Source organism: Candidatus Poribacteria bacterium (genome assembly GCA_009839745.1).
Taxonomy (GTDB): Bacteria; Poribacteria; WGA-4E; order WGA-4E; family WGA-3G; genus WGA-3G.
Genome location: VXPE01000131.1, coordinates 36703 through 53134, shown reverse-complemented (window position 1 = coordinate 53134; position 16432 = coordinate 36703). Strand labels below are relative to the sequence as shown.

The 16432-nt window shown below is 48.2% G+C and carries 15 protein-coding genes and 2 pseudogenes (1 of these 17 cut by a window edge); 5 read left to right on the top strand and 12 right to left on the bottom strand.

Annotated elements, in window-relative coordinates; all coding sequences use genetic code 11:
- Window positions 1-11: 11 nt before the first annotated feature.
- The 4 genes from priA to F4X88_20515 all read left to right on the top strand — a co-directional run bounded on the left by priA (window position 12) and on the right by F4X88_20515 (window position 7399).
- On the top strand, window positions 12-2606 hold the full coding sequence (priA, locus tag F4X88_20530) for a primosomal protein N' (protein ID MYA58667.1): 2595 nt from the start codon (window positions 12-14) through the stop codon (window positions 2604-2606).
- Window positions 2607-2710: 104 nt separating this feature from the next.
- The gene (locus tag F4X88_20525; protein ID MYA58666.1) at window positions 2711-3670 is read left to right on the top strand and encodes a hypothetical protein; all 960 of its coding nucleotides are present in this window, start codon (window positions 2711-2713) and stop codon (window positions 3668-3670) included.
- A gap of 184 nt (window positions 3671-3854) precedes the next feature.
- A complete protein-coding gene (locus F4X88_20520) occupies window positions 3855-5555 on the top strand; it encodes a CRTAC1 family protein (protein MYA58665.1) in 1701 nt (566 codons plus the stop codon).
- Window positions 5552-7399 carry a tetratricopeptide repeat protein gene (locus tag F4X88_20515; protein MYA58664.1) on the top strand — a complete coding sequence of 616 codons (1848 nt, stop codon included), beginning with the start codon at window positions 5552-5554 and terminating at the stop codon, window positions 7397-7399. The genes F4X88_20520 and F4X88_20515 overlap by 4 nt, the downstream gene beginning before the upstream one ends.
- Before the next feature lie 199 nt (window positions 7400-7598).
- On the opposite strand, the gene F4X88_20510 is transcribed toward F4X88_20515, so the two are convergent.
- The 3 genes from F4X88_20510 to F4X88_20500 all read right to left on the bottom strand — a co-directional run bounded on the left by F4X88_20510 (window position 7599) and on the right by F4X88_20500 (window position 9975).
- A complete protein-coding gene (locus F4X88_20510; protein MYA58663.1) occupies window positions 7599-8369 on the bottom strand; it encodes a LamG domain-containing protein in 771 nt (256 codons plus the stop codon).
- Between the two features lie 224 nt (window positions 8370-8593).
- Window positions 8594-9361, bottom strand: coding sequence for a LamG domain-containing protein (locus F4X88_20505; protein MYA58662.1), 768 nt, complete (start codon window positions 9359-9361; stop codon window positions 8594-8596).
- 149 nt (window positions 9362-9510) lie between these two features.
- Window positions 9511-9975, bottom strand: a complete 465-nt coding sequence (locus tag F4X88_20500; protein MYA58661.1) for a nucleoside-diphosphate kinase — start codon at window positions 9973-9975, stop codon at window positions 9511-9513.
- A gap of 137 nt (window positions 9976-10112) precedes the next feature.
- On the opposite strand from F4X88_20500, the gene F4X88_20495 reads away from it, so the two are divergent.
- Entirely contained in the window at window positions 10113-11111 is a 999-nt protein-coding gene (locus tag F4X88_20495; GenBank protein ID MYA58660.1) for a GNAT family N-acetyltransferase, read from the top strand.
- Window positions 11112-11144: 33 nt separating this feature from the next.
- Here the strand turns inward: F4X88_20495 and F4X88_20490 are convergent, their stop codons facing one another.
- The 9 genes and pseudogenes from F4X88_20490 to F4X88_20450 all read right to left on the bottom strand — a co-directional run.
- Window positions 11145-11402: a hypothetical protein gene (locus F4X88_20490; GenBank protein MYA58659.1), complete on the bottom strand. Its 258-nt coding sequence runs from the start codon at window positions 11400-11402 to the stop codon at window positions 11145-11147.
- 91 nt (window positions 11403-11493) lie between these two features.
- Window positions 11494-11667 (bottom strand): annotated as a pseudogene (locus tag F4X88_20485) (type II toxin-antitoxin system HicB family antitoxin).
- 357 nt (window positions 11668-12024) lie between these two features.
- Complete coding sequence (locus F4X88_20480; GenBank protein MYA58658.1) at window positions 12025-12432, bottom strand: GxxExxY protein; 408 nt, start codon at window positions 12430-12432, stop codon at window positions 12025-12027.
- A gap of 103 nt (window positions 12433-12535) precedes the next feature.
- Window positions 12536-12739, bottom strand: coding sequence for a hypothetical protein (locus F4X88_20475; protein MYA58657.1), 204 nt, complete (start codon window positions 12737-12739; stop codon window positions 12536-12538).
- Window positions 12740-12803: 64 nt separating this feature from the next.
- The gene (locus F4X88_20470) at window positions 12804-13070 is read right to left on the bottom strand and encodes a hypothetical protein (protein ID MYA58656.1); all 267 of its coding nucleotides are present in this window, start codon (window positions 13068-13070) and stop codon (window positions 12804-12806) included.
- Between the two features lie 64 nt (window positions 13071-13134).
- Window positions 13135-14496, bottom strand: coding sequence for a tetratricopeptide repeat protein (locus F4X88_20465; GenBank protein ID MYA58655.1), 1362 nt, complete (start codon window positions 14494-14496; stop codon window positions 13135-13137).
- Window positions 14493-15272 (bottom strand): FRG domain-containing protein, encoded by a 780-nt coding sequence (locus F4X88_20460; GenBank protein ID MYA58654.1) that lies wholly within the window; start codon window positions 15270-15272, stop codon window positions 14493-14495. The genes F4X88_20465 and F4X88_20460 overlap by 4 nt, the downstream gene beginning before the upstream one ends.
- An 8-nt stretch (window positions 15273-15280) precedes the next feature.
- The gene (locus tag F4X88_20455) at window positions 15281-16423 is read right to left on the bottom strand and encodes a tetratricopeptide repeat protein (protein MYA58653.1); all 1143 of its coding nucleotides are present in this window, start codon (window positions 16421-16423) and stop codon (window positions 15281-15283) included.
- Window positions 16339-16432, bottom strand: a pseudogene (locus F4X88_20450) (tetratricopeptide repeat protein) (it continues 401 nt past the right edge of the window). Before F4X88_20450 ends, F4X88_20455 begins: the two are co-directional and overlap by 85 nt.

Below are 16432 nucleotides of genomic sequence, written 5' to 3'. Positions count from 1 at the left end.
TATAAAAAACTATGCGTTACGCGAATATTGCTTTTCCGCTATCGGTCGATCAAGTCTTCACCTACGGTGTGCCGCCGCAGCTGGATGCGGTTTTACAGCCCGGCACTCGTGTGTTAGCACCTTTCCGGGGGACACGTCAAGAAGGCGTTGTCGTTGAACGCCTCAATGAAACCGATCTCGCCCCCGGCATCATCAAGAATATTTCCACCTGTCTTGAGAAAACCCCAACCTTCTCCACTGAACTGCTTGCCCTTACCAAATGGATGGCGGAATATTACGTCTGCTCATGGGGTCTCGCGCTCTTTTGTGCCGTGCCCGCTGCGGTGCGAACACAGAAAGAACAGAAGGTGCAACTCTTACCGGACGCACCCACACCCCGGGGAAAGGTGCAAAAGCAACTCGTCGCACTTCTGGCAGCAGAGGGTGAGCTATCTCTGAATCAACTTGCCCGACGTATGGGAATTAGTTACCAAAAACTACGTCCGAAGATTACCGTGCTACAAGAAAAGGGTATCGTCAGCCTTGACGTGACCCACAAGCCGAAAGCCAACACGCAGTTAACCTCTGTAGCAACTTTAGCCTTACCGTCTACTGATATTGAAGCGGAAATTGATCGACTCAAGGGTGAGGCAGACGGTTCCGAGAATCCTGCGGGCTCGCGACCCGGTAACCGTCGGCACATTGCCGCTGCGAAGCATGCTGAAATCCTGCGACACCTGCTTGATGCAGGTGCCCCATTGGCGACAGCCGACCTAACCAAACGCGTGAATTCCAGTATCTCTCTGCTCCGCACGCTTGAAAGACGTGGCTTTCTTGACATCACACGTGCACAAGCCGTTCGTAATCCTTTGAGTTCTGAACCGATCGCCACAACACAGCCCCTTCACCTGAATTCTGCCCAATCCATAGCGTTCACAGAACTTCAAAATATACTCACATCAGATACTGCGGGAGGGGTTTGTAACCCCGATGTCCCTCACGCCCCTGCTGTTGAACGCGCGCCCACCTTTCTGCTCCACGGTGTAACGGGAAGCGGGAAGACCGAAGTCTACATGCAAGCGATGACAGAAGTCCTTAGCAACGGGAAATCCGTCATCGCATTAGTCCCGGAAATATCGCTCACACCGCAGGCTGCCTCCCGATTTGTTGGGCGATTCGGGGAACGGGTCGCACTGCTGCACAGTCGGTTGAGCGATGGGGAACGCTATGATCAGTGGCACCGTATCCGAAACGGAGACGCCGACATTGTGATTGGACCGCGTTCCGCTGTCTTTGCCCCAGTGAAAGAACTGGGTATGCTGATTATAGACGAAGAACATTCGGACTCCTATAAGTCGGATATCGTTCCGCGTTACCATGCACGAGATGTCGCGCGGAAGCGGGGTGAACTCGCTAACTGTCCCGTCATCCTCGGGAGTGCGACCCCGTCCCTTGAGAGTTTTCACCGTGCGAAAAATGGGCGGTATCGGCTCCTCAGTCTGCCAGACCGTGTTCTTAATAGAAAAATGCCTGATGTTCACATCGCTGATATGCGGACTGAATTGAAAAAGGGCAACAGGACTATCTTTTCAGATGTCCTCCGAAATTCGATTGAAGAACGCTTGGAAAGGCAAGAGCAAATTATCCTGTTTCTCAACAGGCGTGGGCATTCCACTTATGTTTTCTGCCGAACGTGTGGGTATGTTGAACGCTGTGAGAATTGCTCTATCTCATTGACCTTTCACTTTGAGACGAAACGTCTCGTTTGTCACCATTGTGGCAATAAGCGTCCGACGCATCCGAGCTGCCCACAGTGTGGCAGCCCTGCCATTCGCTATTTTGGGTTGGGGACAGAGGCTGTTGAGCAAGAGGTGCGGAAAGCGTTCCCAGAGGCACGTGTGAAACGGTTTGATGCTGATTCAACGACACGGAAAAACGCGCATCAGCAGATTTTGGAGACATTTGAGCAGCAGCAGATCGATATCCTCATAGGCACACAGATGGTATCAAAGGGGTTAGACTTCCCGAATGTAACACTTGTTGGTGTCATCGCCGCGGATACCAGTTTGAATCTACCCGACTTTCGAGCGAGTGAGCAGACGTTTAGCCTGTTGACACAAGTCGCTGGACGTTCCGGACGTGCCGACCTTGAAGGGAAGGTCATCATTCAGACCTATATGCCTGAACACTACTGTATTTCCGCGGCACAAAAGCACGACTACCTCGGTTTCTACGCGCAGGAGGTCGAAGCACGCGGTGCTTTACAGTATCCACCTTTCTCACATGTCGGGACACTTCTGCTCCGCGGCAAGGACGAAAAACAGATTGAAGAGGCTGCGCACGCTGTCGAGGCGCACCTTCAGACATGGTTGACAGATCAAGCATCTACTGCTCAGGCAGATGAAACAGAAGGCGATGTTGGCGGGTCAGAAGTGGAAATTCTCGGACCCGCGCCAGCCCCCCTCTCGAAAATCGAAGGGAAATTTCGGTGGCATTTTTTACTTCGAAGTAACTCCGTTGAAAGCATCAGTCAACTCCTTAAGCACTTAACCGACGAGCCGCCTGTCGCTATTAAATCGAATGCTATTGAATTCGTGATTGACATTGATCCCACGAGTATCCTTTAGGGTTATCGTTTAACGCATCCCTCTTGTAACCGATAACCAATCACCAACAGTGAGCGTAGCGAACGCTCTGACAACCATTCCTCCTAGGAGGCCATACATTAAAAATGGGTAACCGGATATTTGATAAACTTGCTGATACTGACTTACTTGCTCGTAGCCCGATTCTGGTGTTTGCGGCGGATCCGCTCGCATCCGCTGGGATTAAAGGGCTTGGACAAGTGCAACATCCGAAACCGCACTACCGAACGCATGCAGAATTTTTGCAACTGCAGCGCGACCTCGTGACAGATGGCAAATTAGACGGGCTTCTCATGACCCCCGCCGATGCAGAAACCCTCGCCCTTGAAGAAAACCTCTTTGAAGATACACCGATTACGCCGATCGTCCGGATGAACTCAGAAACGGCTATCTGGAATCCAAGGTTTGGTGTCTATACCTCGCGACTGTCGATGCCGTTTCAGACGGTGTTTCCAGAGGACATGCAACGCTATTGTGAAGCACTCATCGGTCCGGCACTTGAATGTCGGGTCAATCTTGGGTTGTATTCCATTACGCTCAACAACGATCCGATTGCTGATGAACGCATGTTACAAGCGTATGTGCAGTTCGCACACGTTGTGGGTGAAATTGAGGGCTTCGATCACCTCTTAGAGGTATTTTTACCGAATGTAAAAATGCCGGGGATGGATGAGGAAAAACGGGGCATGTATGTGGCGGATTCTATTGTCCGCACGATGAGTTACCTCCGAAAACACCAACGCCCACGCTTTATCAAAACCGCATATACGACCCCGGATGTTTGGCGCGAATTGTGCCAGTTCGACACGACCTTGGTGATCGGTGCCTTGGGGGGTCCCCGTCAAAATGCCCGGAGCACGTTCGCGCTTGCGCATAATGTTACCAGCAACGGTGGACGCGCGATCCTCTTCGGACGCACCATCTTCGGTGAAGATGAACCGATAGGCTTTGTCCAATGCCTGCGCCGTGTTCTTGATGGTGAGGACGATCCACAGAATGCTCATGCGGCGTATCAGAAGTTGTTACGCGGGTCCCGTGGTCATTAGCATTTTTAATTTTACCTTGCGGAGGAATAACGTGTGTTTCGACATTAATGTGCCTCCCTCATACCCGCCTGCGCCGATGTTGCAGGCTCACGGTTTCGGAACACAAAAGAACAGAGCGTAAGTGCAGCGAATCGGTATGAAACCCATACATTAAAAACCTTGCGGATAGATAACGGAGTTTGTCATGGCTATGTTTACGAAGCCATACGCTATAACACTCATCCTCATCACACTCTGTTTATGGACAGCACAAGCGGAAACGGATAAACCCTTTTTTACAGAAGTGACCGCTGCACTCGGTTTCACACAGGCAGAAACCCCTTGGCAGGCAGGGACTTACGCCCTACCGGAAGTCATCGGGAGTGGGGTTGCACTGTTTGATTACGATAACGATGGCGTGCTGGATGTTCTACATGTCCGATTTCCACCCGCTGCGGAAGAGGATACTCCCGCGCCGAACCGACTTTTTCGACAACAAAGCGATGGAACGTTTGTTGACGTTACGGAAACTGCTGGTATCGGACATGAAGGCTACGGACAGGGGGTCGCAATCGGTGATGTGGACAATGATGGGGATAAGGATGTCTATGTGACGAACTACGGGGCTGATGTCTTCCACCGTAACAACGGTGATGGGACGTTTGCTTTACAGGAAGCAGGACTCTCAAATGATGCGTGGGGAACATCTGCGACCTTTGGCGATTATGACAGGGACGGGCACCTCGATCTCTATGTCGCCAACTACGTTCAGTTCGATCCAGAGACGGTCTGTCGTGGAAAACATGGTGCCCCGGATTACTGCAATCCACAGGTTTTTGAACCCGCCGCGGATCGGTTATTCCGAAACAATGGCGACGGCACATTTACAGATGTATCCGAACAGACGGGAATCGCCGCGATGCCCGGTAGAGGGCTCGGTGTTGTATGTCTTGATCTGACAGGCGATGGTTGGGCGGATTTTTATGTCGCCAACGACGGCGAAGCCAACCAGCTCTGGGTGAATCAGAAGGACGGCACCTTTACTGAAGAAGCCATACTGCACGGTCTAGCGTTCAACGCTTATGGTCAACCTGAAGGAAGCATGGGTATCGCCGTCGGGGATGTCAACGGTGATACGCGTCCCGACCTATTCCTAACACACTTGTCGGGTGAAACAAATACATTTTATACGACTTCTACCTTCTCTGTATTCGTTGATATGACGGAGATGGCGGGATTCGCCGGACGGGATTTACCTTTTACAGGATTTGGGTGCGGTTTCGTGGACTTCGACAATGATGCCGATCTGGACATCGCACTCGTCAACGGTCGGGTGAAGCGGGGTCCTGTCCTTGAGAGTGCAAACACGGGTGAATTCTGGGACTTCTACGCTGAACCGAACCTTCTCTTCCAAAATTCTCAGACAACGCCTGTAGGCGGAGAGAAAACACCCAAGCAAAAACACTCATTCACCGATGTGAGTTCACGGGCGCCTGATTTCACGAGACGGATTGAAGTCAGCCGCGGAATGGCTTTCGGCGATATTGATAGAGATGGCGATATCGATATGGTAGTGAGCGGTCTCGACAATCGACTCCGCTTTTTCCGAAACGATGCCCCGCCGCCACAACACCACTATCTTTCCGTGCAGGCAATCACCCAGAATCGCGATGCCCTTGGCGCGCACGTAACGCTCCAAACACCCTCACGTGTATTGACGGGATACGTGCTCTCGGGGACGAGTTATCTCAGCAGCAGTGAACCGAGCGTGCATTTCGGGTTAGGGGAGATCGATGCAATTCAGACCATTGAGGTCCACTGGCAAGATGGCAGTCGTGAAAGGTTTCCCGGCGCGAGTATCAATCAGCGTGTGGTGGTTTATCAAGGAAAGGGGGTATCTTTTTGAAGAAACTGTTTTTTAATTATTCCTTGCGGTTCGGTCAGATATTTTTTGCTAATGGCGTTTTTCGACGTAAATCCGCCTTCCACTTCGTTACAGGCTGCGTTTCCGTTATAATACCATTAAAGTATCCAATTAGACAGGGGATAAGTTTCCTTAAAACGCTTATCTTTTTTCTTTTCATACTGGTCGGTGCCCCTATTTTTGCGGTTGGTGAAATTAGCAGTCAGTTAAAGAGAGTCGTCACAGATGAGAAACTTCTGGTTACTGACAACCGACAACTGAAAGGATTTTTTGAAAAAAAATCCGTACTGACGACTATTCCCGAACCCGCGGATCTTGACTTGGTTGAGGAAAAACCGCTGATAGCGGCGATTGAAAACGCTCAAAAAGCGGTTCGGAAGTCTCCGAATACTGCGGAGGTATGGGGACACCTCGGGCATGTCTACCTCAGCCACGGGTGGGAGATGCCAGCGATACCGTGTTATCGTCAAGCAACCAGACTCGCGCCCAATGAATTCAAGTGGCTCTACCTGCTCGGACGTCTGACGAAACAGCGTCAACCCGAGGCGGCTGTGAAACACCTCACCCGTGCGCTTACCTTGGATTCAACATCTGCCCCCGCACATCTCTATCTCGCTTCTGCGCTCCGTATTTTGGGGAGGTTCGATGAAGCACAGCAACATTTGGAACTCGCACAACATCTCCAACCGAACAATCCATTCTCTGAGCTCTGGCTCGGAGAAATCGCACTTGCAAAACAGCAGTTGGAACTCGCTCGAACGCATTTAGAGAAGGCACTCCGCTTGAATCCAGGGCAAAGTGAAGCGCACGCACTCATGGCACAGGTCGCTATTGCACTGGGAGATACCCAAACAGCGAAACAGCACGCGCAGGCAGCCCGGAACCCCAGTCAATACGGTGAGTTGATAGATCCGCTATGGTGGGACGTGCTTAAAGCGGGTGTCACTGCTCCGCTATATGCGGAACGCGGCAGACGTTATATGTCGGAGGGCAATTACCGGAAAGCGGTCGCTGAATTTGAGACGCTTATCTCAGACGCACAGAAAGATATAAAGGTCTGGTTCGACTATGGCGTATCACTCCTCTATGCGTCCCGGCACGCGGAAGCCTTAGCAGCATTAGAACACCTCGTATCGCTACTCGACACGGATATAGAGGTTCAGAAGGAGAGAAGTGCCGACGAGATAGCCTACTTGAAAGCGCAGGCTTATAACTATATGGGACAGCTCTATTATGAAACCGGACAGACGGCTGCAGCGATCCGTGCCTGCCGAACGGCACTTCAGTTTAAAAAGAATAAAACAGATGGCGAATCTCACGGACGGCTGAATCCTTCGGATTACGACACTTTTTTCTCAAATGTCCATGCGAATCTTGCAACGGTGTATGAGAACACAGGGCAGTTTGGAGAGGCGATTCGGCACTATCAGGCGGCACTTACTTCTTTAAATTGGGAAAAGGGCATGCCATCTCAACTGTCTGTGCATCGCGATCTTGCGGGTGCCTACTGGAAACAACGACGTTATACAGCCGCCGAGCCACACTACAAACTGGTCATCAGATACGACGCAACGGACGTTCAAGTCATTTACAGACTCGGCTTAATTTCTCTGATGAAGGAGGAGTATCTCGAAGCCGTCTCCCTGTTTAAAAAGGTTATCGCAATTGAGGCGAGGCACGTTCGCGCCTATGGGGCCTTGGGTGTTGCTTATCAGGAACTTGGGAATATTCCAGAGGCGATTGGGACCTTTGAACGGGTTTTAGAATTAGAACCGGGGAATAAGGTTGCGTTAGACAAGCTCAGGGAACTTCATGAATTATTTTAATTTTTCCTTGCGGAGAAATACGCAGGTCTGGGAATATAGACAGGGTTGAGATAGATCCGCCTGCGCCGTTGTTGCAGGCTATGTTTTAGAGAGAAAAAGAAAGAGAAAACGGATACCACGAAAGAAAAAGGTTACTCATAGACGTACTGGGGAATTTATGATACCCCAGTGCGTCTACGAGCGTTGAAAAAAGGGGAGACTATTGCCTGAAATGATGCGTTGCTTTAATATGCCCCCAGGTTGTACCAAGCTTGCCTGCCGGATCAACAGCCAAGTATGTCTGAAATCCTTCCATCAGCACCTGAACATCTTCCTGTTCCAGCGCAGAGTGGAAAATAGCAACTTCGTCCATGGCACCTGGGAAGAAATTTCCGGCTGGATCCCAGACCCCGCAGCCACCGATATTGACGTTAAAGGCAGATGTGCCATGATTTGCCCAGCCGCCCTTTTTCTCGACATACTCACCATCAATATAAACGTGGACGTATTCAGTCGTAGCGACACACCCGACGTGGTGCCATTTACCATCACCGTGTTTGTGTTTCCACGGATTAGGTGTTCCACCCGCCGTGGGTGTCCAGAGGTTGATAGTATTGGCATCAATAAAACCGAACTCTGGAGAGTCGTTCTGCCCGACGAGTCCCGTTCGGTTTGCCGGAGCCTCGTTGGTTTTGACCCACGTGAGAATCGTAAATTCTTCAAGGTTATCAAGAAGTTTCTGTTCGGTTGAGACACAACTCGCTTTCCCATCAAATTCGAGTGCCTTGCCGAATTTACCGTCTACCCATGCAGGAGATTTGACGAGTTCGCCATCATTTCCTGCGGCAGAGAGGTCGGTCGCGACTCCCCCTTTGCCTTCATCGAATAGCCATATACCGACCGCTGTTTCGAGGTCAATCTCGGCGGTGCTAACCTGAACAGCAATAAGGCTGAAACACACCGCGCTGAGGGTTAATAACACTTTCTTCATCTTTACTTCCTCCCAATATTTAGTGTGTGCGTGCTTGAAATGCACAACTACACTGTTGAAATTCACTTTTAAGTTACAGTTATGGTAACCTATACGGTATAAAGTTGCAAGAGAAAATGCGGAGGTGGGTGTCGTAAGGGGTCAGTTCGTAGATTGGAGGGCTCATAGCGGCGCGTGGATTTCCCGCCACGCGCCGCTATAATTGTTAGAAAAGGATGTGATTATTACTTGATATGATGGGTCGATTTTATATTTCCCCAAGTTGTCCCGAGTTTGCCTTCCGGATCAACAGCCAAATAATTTACATAGCCTTTGTCCATTAATTCTTGGATATCTTCTTGTTCCAACGCTGAGTGGAAAATCATGACTTCGTCCATTAGACCAGGGAAGAAGTTTCCGCCTGGATCCCAGACCCCGCATCCACCGATGTTAACGTCAAAGGGAGCCGCGCCGTGATTCGCCCACTTCCCCTTCTGCTCGACGTATTCACCGTCGATATAAGTATGGACGTAATCCTGCGTAGCGACACACCCGACGTGATGCCATTCACCATCACCGTGTTTGTGTTTCCACGGATTATTCGTCAAGCCAGCCGAGGGGGTCCAGAGGCTCAGCTCATTCGTGGTAATAAAGCCGAACTCAGGTGCGTTGTTTTGTCCGACGAGTCCCGTCCGAGCGGGGGGATCGTCCGTGCTTTGTATCCAGCAAAGGATCGTGAATTCTTCGAGCGCCTCAAGAAGTTTCGCGCCCGTCTTGACACAGCCGGATTTTCCATCAAAATCGAGGGCTTTGCCGAATTTACCATCCACCCATGGGACTTTGACGACTTCGCCATCGTTTCCTTCACCGGATGTGTCTTTAGCGACCCCGCCTTTGCCTTCATCGAACAGCCAAATACCGACGGCGGTATCGAAGTCAATCTCAGCAGTGCTCATATCAACAGCCATAAGGCTGAAACATACCACACCGAGTGTTAATAATACTTTTTTCATAGTTATTTCCTTCTTATGTTTACCGAGCGCGCTTGAAACGCACGGCTGCAGGATTGAAATTCGTTCTTATACTTTCAATTATAATAACCTATATAACACGAAATTGCCACAAAAACCTGATTTCGTAAAACGTATCTGGTCGGTGTAGGCTACGATGCCGAAGGATGCAGGATATCTTCATCTATTCGGTGATATTTGTAGCGTTCATCGGGTGCAAACACGATATCTAATTCACGCTCAGCACTCCTCGGAGAGTCGGATGCGTGCACAACGTTATGCGTGATATTGATTGAAAAATCGCCTCGGATACTTCCGGGTTGCGATTTCTTTGGGTCGGTTTCCCCGTTAAGGATGCGCACCAATTCTATTGCGTCGCGCCCTTCAATCGCTAAGGCAACAATAGGGGCTGAAGTCATGAATTCGATAAGTACATTGTAAAAAGACTTGCCCTGGTGGACAGCATAGAGTTTCTCTGCTGTTTCGCGCGGGAGCTGCAACAATTTCATTCCAACGATTTTGAGTCCTTTGTGTTCATAACGGGCAATCACTTCACCGATAAGCCCTCGTTGAACACCGTCCGGTTTGATGAGAACCAGTGTCTGTTCTGTCTCCATAGTCCCTCCATTTTAACTTGGCACGCGCCTCTACAGCGCACGTGTATTAATGCTTTATGATATAAGTATTCAGGCTTGACATCAAGCGATTTTAAGTATACCATATTTTTGCGTGTAGTGCAATTTTATTTCCTGAGATGACTCTCATAGAGGTGGTTATGTACGATAAACTCGGAGACGTATTACTGAAAACAGGCGAACGGATGGAAGTCGGTGTGGTTACCGCTCCTGACGCGCCCCATGCCGAAGAGGTGAAACAATTCCTTGGACATAAACCGGGGAACTATAAGTGGCATATTGAACGGTGTGTTACAGAAGTGCTTGATGCGTTAGAAACCCGTTTCTATGTCGGTAAACTTGACGGCGCTGTGATTACCAATATCATGACAGTCGAGTATGAAGGGGTCGGTATTTTAGGGCACGTTTTTACGCTCCCGAAACAGCGTAGGAAGGGTGCAGCAAAGGGCGTGATGGCGTATCAGATGGAGGATTTCCGACAACGGTCAGGCAAGGCACTCTATCTCGGCACGGGTTACAATAGTCATCCGTATTATATCTATCACAGTTTCGGATTTGAAAGCGTATTTCCAGAATCCGGTTTCATGAAGTATCATGTCAATGACGACTTTGAGGAACGCTATTTCGCACCTGCCGCTGCGGTGCCAAAGTCCGTAGAATGGCACGATTGGCCCAAAGTCACGGCGTTATCGGGCATTGTTGGATGGGACACGCTCCGAAGTCTGAAGTGGGCAGTTTACGGTCCCACGAATCTTGAAGGCGGGTTTCTGGGTTTCAAACACGATTTGGAGACCGAGGACACCTACGCTGATGCGAAGTTGTTAATTTCTTCAGGTGGTGCGATTGTCGGGTGGGCAACTCTCAGTCGTGATTCACGCTGGCACCCAGCGACTGCTGTGTTGGACCTCTTCTTTCATCCCAATTTCGCAGCCGATGTTCCCGCGTTGCTCTCTTCGGTAGCGTTCCCTGATGTGAAGGTTCAGTGTTATGTGGATAGCGATGCTGAGAAGAAGGCAGAGATTTTGGAAACCGCCGGATTTACCTGTGAAGGTCGGTTCAAAGACCAATTCACATACAGTGGACAGTCCTATGATGTCTGGGTATTTGCGCGGGGGTAACTGTCTGAATCGCGGATTTACAGATTTCTTACTTTAAATTCGGCGGTCGTATTCGCCGTGCTTTCCGATCCAAACCCACGTGAAAACCTGTCCGTCTTGAATTGCGATTGCGCGATAGTCGTCGTTAACTCTTGCGGACCAATAATTTGACCGTCGCGTTTTTTTAAACATGAGTGACGGATGGTTTGGATTCTGCTTTAGAAGTTGAAATTGTTTATCAACGCGTCTTTGAATGTCCCGTGGGAGTCTACGATAATACTCCCAGAACTCGGGCGTGGTTTTATAGATCAATGAGTTTTCCAGCCGTTTTTGCGCGGCGCGCGTCCTCTCGTAGATGCTCCAATTTTCCCGCTTCTATATCCGATTCAAGCTGTTTATCCCAAGCGTCCTCACGTGCCTGAAGTGCTTCACGGAGTCTGATTGCAAGCGTGTTCAAAAGTTCTTTTTTGGTTTTCGCTGTGCATTCGACTTCAGGAAGCTGAGGTATCCATCCGCGCCATCCAACTGCTTCTTTTTTTAGGTGTGCGGTGTAGGGTTCCTCAAAGACGGAATCAATAATTGTGGCGCGCTGAAATTGTGTATTCTCAACTTTGTGTGCTGACATCGGTTGTAGCATCACTTTTCCTCCTCCACGCCTACACGCGTTTATCAATATGTAAGATATATCTCTGGATCGCGACCACTTTACTTAAGTAGCACTTACGCATGTTGCGCTTTTGTAGCATAATATGTTTTTCAGGGATCTCCATCTCACAGCACACCCTACAGTCAAAATCGCGTAAGTCCTGCGGAGCGGTATGTGATTGCACTCAGTCTTTTGCAATATTCGTCTGAATCGCGGATTATCGCGGATGACACGGATTTCGCGGATTTTTGTCTTGGCACATCTGACATCTATTTGACAAAAGAGGTTTCAATTGTGTATCCTGCGGGTGGGTTGTGAAAGAATCCGTCTTTTGTATTTTAAACTTTTCTCACCAAAATTGATTAATAAACCGACTTCGAGACGATACGCTTTCAAATAATTTAAAAGTTGTGCCTCATGCACGTCTTCTAACACCGTAATAGCCTTTAATTCTACCAGCACCTTTCCTGCGACCACAAAATCCGCTCTGCGCGTCCCGATAGGCTTCGGAAAATCTTTATAGAAAATATCCTGCTTGATCTCACGAGCAAACTCCAGTCCGGCTTTTCTCATCTCAACCGCCAAGGCGCGCTGATAAATTACCTCTTGGAAACCATTCCCTAAAAACTTGTGGACTTCAAAAGCGGCTCCGATGATTTTCTGCGTTATCTCCTTATGTTTCAGGCGATTGTTCATTTTTCCAGTATCCTGCATCCATGCGACTGTCTGAACTAAAAATGGTTGTCCGTAAGGCAGATGAAAATCCGTGAAATCTGCGTAATCCGCGTCAATCCGCGATTCAAACATCTACGCCATTGCACCTCTGAATTGCGAGATATGCCCTTACTTCAAGATGCATCCTGTCAATTTCAGCAAGAAATCCACCTGCGGATAACTTATAATTGTGTGGATTGGTTTCAACCTCTCGGAGTTTTTCGACCTGTTTTTGAAAACGGTTGATACGATCTAACGTTGCTTCAAGTTTTTGATTGTTCTGAATCATTATCGGTTTTTTACCCTCCCGGACCAGAGGCGCGATAGGTCTACAACACGCTTAACATACTATGTTACGGATGGGGGGGTATTCCAGAACCAACAGGCTCCACTTCTCGAATAGCATTCCAATCAATCACGGCTGTCCACAACTTTTCTTTTTCGGAGTAGTGAACAACCCCCTCAACCTCCAACTCTTCGCTGTAGATAATCAGAGATTGCCCATCTTGCAGCACGATTTTTTGACGTTTGATATCCGCCTCCGTCCCCGCGCAATTCAACCGCACCCTTCCTTTTGCATCTGCGTTGTGGAAGTCTGCGAAAACTCTTGGTTTGTTTATTTTCTTTCCCTCCCAGGATTTGGAACTGTCGGTATCAGCAGTTTGGAAAAGATGCATTTTGGCTCTACTGTCCTGCCAGCAACGAGGCGATGTCTGTAGGCACTTGCATACCTATTGTCTGTTCAAAGTTTGCAACACTTCCGTATTTCTTATGAAACAAATGAATGATATCCACGCCGAGGGTTCTGGCAAGCATCAAATTTAATTTGACTTCTGACCAATTGCCAACCTGCATGTAAACCTCCGCTAAAAAGTAATGTGCCTCCTTAATCAACGGTTGCAGTTTTATGACTTTGGTATAGTCGGCAATCGCTTTATCTGCTTCGCCTTTTTTATTGTAAGTCCCAGCTCGGTTGAAGTGAGCAAGGGGATGGTCGGGTTCCAGTTCAACAGCTCTATTGTAGTATTGGATGGCACGCTCCAGATCGCCTTGTTGGTCTAAAACGTTACCAAGTCCGACATACGATGCACCATGACTGGGTTCCAAATCAACAGCTTTGGCATAGTCTTTAATAGCAAGTTCAAAGTTGTCCTGCCAGCAGTAAGTGTTGCCGCGACTCGCATAAGCACCTGCATCTCCCGGTTCCAGTGCTATGGCTTTAGTGTAGTTTTCAATCGCTTCGGAATGCTCGCCTCTGACTGCATAAACGTTGCCGAGTGCTTGATAAGGGTCAGTAAAGTCAGGCTTCAGGCGTATTGCCTCGTGAAAGTCTTGAATCGCGGTGTCAAAATCGTTTTGCCTAAAGTAAATTTGCCCACGGCTGTAGTAGACTTCAGCGAAATCAGGTTTACGGCTTATCGCCCGATTATAGTCATCAATAGCAAAGTCATAGTCTTCTTTGATGGCGTAAGTTTCACCACGATTGTGATACCCCTCAGCAAAATTGGGTCTGAACTCTATCGCCTTACTAAAGTCTTTGATTGCCTGATACGCCTCGCCTTTATCGCGATGAGCAAGCCCTCTTTTGTTATAGGCATCAGCAAAATTGTAGTTATGTTTAATGGCAGTGCTATAGTCTTCAATGGCTTTATCGACTTCACCGCTATCGTAGTAAACGATGCCCCGTTGGTAATAGGCACGAGAAAGCGTCGGGTTAAGGTCTATTGAGGTGTTATAGTCCGCCAGAGCCTTTTCGATCTGTGACTTATGAGAGTAAGCGAGCCCTCGGTTATAATAGGCTCCGGCTAAATCAGGCTTGCGGTCTATTGTCGTGTTAAAGTCCTCGATAGCTTTATCAACTTCGCCTTTCTTTCGATAAGCAATGCCTCGAATGTGATAAGCATCCAAAAGATCAGGTTTTAGTTTAAGGGCCTCGTTGAAGTCTTGAATGGCTGGGTCGTAGAATCCTTTTGCCAATCTAACGCTGCCCCGCATCATATAGTCGAGGTATAGATTTTCTTCGCCTTTCAGTAACCGGTCTTTCATGGTAGATTTCCCCCGGTGTTAGGTTCACTTAAAAAAGAATCATAAGGCTGCTGAGCCGTGTTCCTGTCAAAAAAGCCGATCAGATCCGCAAATAGGGTTTGTTCCGAGATACCCACTGTCGCTAATTCTGCTCTCAATCGTCTTTTGTGATCAGAAGGGATTACGATTTCGGTGGCAACCATCTCACTTGCTACTTCAGGCGAACCGAACAGAAATACGGAATGTTGCCGAGTCATACGTTGGGTATCAACGAATTGGCTGTCCAACGCAGGGGACCAAAGGTGCCATTTCGCTTCATCAACACTAAAAAATGTTTCCAAGTCACTTTCAAGTTTCTCTGGTGTTTCTATCTGCTCAATTATTTCACGATCGTTTTCCAGAACAATCACCTTGCCGTTTATGTTTGCCTCTTGATGTGTGCAAGCAAACCAAAGAGCCACAAGCGGATTGAAGGTAAAATCGATGAGACCGGTAGCAACACCGTTATGTTGCAAATGTGCCAGACATTCCAACGGGAACAAGTTTCTGTACGTAGACGGATAATTGAGTTTGACCTCATAGATAATCTTTAAAAGATACTCTAAATACACATAAGGAAACTCATCATCAGCGGCTGTGTATTCCTCCTCCAATTCCAGGCGGCGGAGCGCACTGCTTTTCACTTGCCATTCGGCATCTTCTTGCCCACGATAGAGATGACTCTTTTCCGATGTCGCAATATTGCCTATGTAACCGATGTAGGTTTCTAAATCAACAATCTCAATGGGTGAATTCATGTTCAAATCTATGGCAAAGTTAGTAGGGCAGCGATGTCTGCAGGTAATTGAATACCTATTTTCTGTTCGAAGTCTTCAACGTTTTCGTACTCATTATGGAATGAAGCGACGATATCTGCCCCCAGAGCTTTGGCAGTATCCAGGTCAACTCTAGCTTTTGTCCACTCTTTTAAGTGTAGCCATCCTTCACCACGATTGCAATGGGCTATGGCATCATCGGGACGGAGTTCTATCACTTTGGTATAGTCTCTGATGGCGTTATCAAAGTCGCCTTTACATTTATAAACATTGCTGCGATTGTAATAGGCTGGGACCAAATCGGGTTGTAGTTTTATCGCAATGTTATAGTCATTTATGGCATTGTCAAAATCACCTTTTTCTTGGTAAGCATTGCCCCGATTGTGATATGCCTCGGCAAAATCGGGTTGTAGTTTTATCGCCTTGGTAAGGTCATTTATACCACTATCAAAATCACCTTTGTGGGCGTAAGCGATGCCCCGATTGTTATAGACGGCCTCATTGGGTTTGAGTTGCATAGCGGTGTTATAATCATTTATAGCATTGTCAAAATCACTTTTGTTGAAGGAAACAAGGCCCCGATTGTAATAGGCATCAGCATAATCAGGGTTAAGTTGTATGGCCTTAGTAAAGTCATTTATAGCACTATCAAAATCACTTTTGTGGGCGTAAGTAAGGCCCCGATTGTGATATGCCTCGGCATCATCCGGGTTGAGTTTTATCGCAGCGTTATAGTAGTCATTTATGGCATTATCAAGGTCGCCTTTTTCTTCATAAGCATTGCCGCGGGTGTAATAGATGTTTGCATCATCCGGGTTGAGTCTTATAGCAGCGTTATAGTCATTTATGGCATTGTCAAAATCACCTTTTTCTTGGTAAGCAATGCCCCGATTGTGATATGCCTCGGCAAAATCGGGTTTGAGTTCCACCGCCTTGGTAAGGTCATTGATGGCATTATTAAAATCGACTTTTTTTGCGTGAGCACTACCCCGATTGTAATAGGCATCAGCATAATCGGGTTGTAGTTTTATTACAATGTTATAGTCATTTATGGCGTTATCAAAATCACCTTTTTCTTGGTAAATGTTGCCCCGATTGTGATATGCCTCGGCAAAATCGGGTTTGAGTTCCACCGCCTTGGT